Origin of the sequence: Bradyrhizobium sp. UNPA324 (assembly GCF_006658635.1) — a bacterium.
GTDB classification, from domain to species: domain Bacteria; phylum Pseudomonadota; class Alphaproteobacteria; order Rhizobiales; family Xanthobacteraceae; genus Bradyrhizobium; species Bradyrhizobium nanningense.
On sequence record NZ_LFJD01000004.1, the window covers coordinates 2,258,166 to 2,260,737 of the forward strand.

2 protein-coding genes are annotated in these 2,572 nt (G+C 64.9%); both read right to left on the reverse strand.

Annotated elements, in window-relative coordinates; all coding sequences use genetic code 11:
- On the reverse strand, positions 1–1,284 hold a 1,284-nt coding region (locus tag UNPA324_RS11010; protein WP_141938823.1), incomplete at its 3' end, for a DUF1522 domain-containing protein.
- A 326-nt stretch (positions 1,285–1,610) separates the two neighbouring features.
- Positions 1,611–2,572, reverse strand: a 962-nt coding sequence (locus UNPA324_RS11015; RefSeq protein ID WP_283810235.1) for a DUF1522 domain-containing protein, incomplete at its 5' end; no start/stop codon positions are given.

The following is a 2,572-nucleotide window of genomic DNA, read 5'->3' on the forward strand; positions in this document are numbered from 1 at the left end:
GGTGCCGTTGGCATTGACCGTCGCGGTCTGCACGCCGGTGGCAAGGTCGATCGCCTTCAGCACGTCGTTGACCGTGCCAGCCTGCAGATAGACCGTCGAGTTGCCGGCGCCGTCGGTGACGACCGCACCGCTCGCGCCATAACCGCTCGGAACGCTCGGAGCGCCGGTCGTGCCGGGGGTCGGCGCGTTCTTGAAGGTGATGACGTGACCGTCGACGTTGAGCGTCGAACCGTCCGCGATCTCCGCGCCGAGCGAGGCCGCGCTGGTGGTGCGGTTGACGTTCACCGTGGCATTGCCTGCACCGGTCGACGTGGTCAGGCCGAGCGACTTGAGCAGGTCGGCCTTGCCGGTGACGCTCAGATCCGCACCCGTCGAGCTCTTCAGCGTGACGGCGCCGCCGCCAACGCTCGAAGCGGTCTGGTTGAGGCTGGTGGCGATCGTCGCAGCCCCCGAGCTGATGGAGACCGTCTTCACGCCGCTCGCCAGATCGACCGCGGTCAACAGATCGTTGACGGTCGCAGCCGGGGTACCGGCGGTGCCGAGATAGACCGTGGTGTTGCCATTGCCGTCGGTGACGAGGTTGCCGCTGACGCCGGAACCGGACGCAACCGCGGTCGACGCCGGAGCAGCGCCGCTGCGGAAGGTGATGGTCTTGCCGTTCACGGTCAGCGTGTCGCCGTCGGCCGGCTGGGCGTTGCTGCCGAGGCCGGTTGCGGTCGTGCCGTTGGTGGCGATCAGGGTGATGGTGCCGGTCAGCGCGGTGGTGCCGTCGCCGGCCGTTGCCGCGGTGCCCGTGAACGAGCCGATGGTGGCGCCGAGCGTGGTGGTGCCGTTCGCCGCGGTGGTGCCGCCGGCCGCGCCGCTATACAGCACGTTGCTGCTCGCGGTCGCACTGGCAAACGAAGTCGTGCCGCGCAGGTCGGCCGCGGTTGCGCCGGCGATCGTGGTCGAGACGTTGGACTTGGTGGAATAGCCGACCGTGGTCTGCAGCGCCTGGTTAGCGATCGACTTGGCGCTGTCGATCAGCTTCTGCAGCGAGGTCAGGCCGGTGTTGGCGGCCTGCAGCACCTGCACGCCGTTGGCGATGCTATCGAGCAGGTTGTTGATGTCGCTGGCGCGGTTGTCGAGTGACTGTGCCGTGAAGAAGTTGGTGGGATTGTCGAGAGCCGAGTTGACGCTCTTGCCGGTCGACAGACGGTTCTGTGTGGTGGCGAGAAGATCGGCGGTGGACTGGAGAGAGAGCAGGTTCTGACGAACCGACGCAGAGAGAACAATACCGGACATGACTCTTACCCTTCTGGCTTACGCGTCTTCGTTCGATCGCTTCGGATCGAGTGACGGGGCCAGCGTGCCGCGACATGGCTAACAAAGGGTGAAACGAACATTGCCGGCATAAGCGCCGGTTCACCATAAGCGTGCGCAAGGCGCCGATGGGATCTGCAATCGACCTGAAATCATTGGCATTTCTTTGCGCTTACGCTCCATTAACCATAACCGCTGGTTACTTTTTCGAGCATCGCCTGCCCTCTCGAAATTTCGAGCAGCGAGCAAAAAGAAAGCGGCGGGGCCGAAGCCCCGCCGCCGGATCTTGCTTGCGATGTCGTCCGCTATTAGCGGAGCAGCTGCAGCACGCTCTGCTGCGACTGGTTGGCCAGCGACAGCGCGGAGACCGCGATCGACTGGCGGGTCGACAGCGCCTGGCTGTTGGCCGCCTCGACGTTGGTGTCGGCCAGCGTCAGGTTGGAGGAGCCGGTCTGCAGCACGTTGATCAGGTTCTTGTTGAAGTCCTGACGAACCTGCACGATCGTCAGGTTCGAACCGAGGCTCGAGGCTTCCGAGCGCAGCGTGCTGGACGCGGCGTTCAAATTGGTCAGCACCTTGTTGGTGGCGGCGTTGTCGATGAAGTCGACACCGCCGGTCAACGCGGCGAGGCCCAGACCCTTGGAGTTGTAGGTCACGCCGGTGATGCTCAGGCTGGACTTTGCAGTCTCGTCGAACACCAGCTTGAGCTGGTCGCCGTTCAACAGGTTGACGCCGTTGAACGAGGAGTCCTGCGCCGTCGAGTCGATCTGGTTCAGGATGTTGTTGTACTGAGACACCAGGTTGGCACGCGAGGTCTGGGCAACCGTATCCTGGACGGGGCTGGAAGCCGTCGAGAAGGTCAGCGACGAGGTCAGCGTGCCGCCGATCGCACCACCCGCGGCGCTCGAACCGATGGTCGAGGACGCGTAGTCGTTGGTGGTGGAGACCGTCAGCAGGCCGTTGGCGTCGATCGTCGCGGTCAGGTTGTTGGCCTGAAGCTTGGTGTTGAGCTGATCGAGCGTCTTGATCGTGCCGTTGGTGCCGTCGCCGAAGGTGACGTTGACCGCCGTGCCGCCATTGAAGGAGGAGAAGGTCAAGGTCTTGCCGCTGATGCCGCCGACGCCGGAGGTGCGGGCCGCGGTGAAGGCGGTCGCCGTCCCGGTGTTGCCGGCGAGGCCGAGCGCGTTCAGCGCATTGCCGGTGCCGGTGATCGACAGATCGGCGTTGACGCCGGTCGAGAGCTTGAGCTGGCCGGAGGCGTTGATCGACG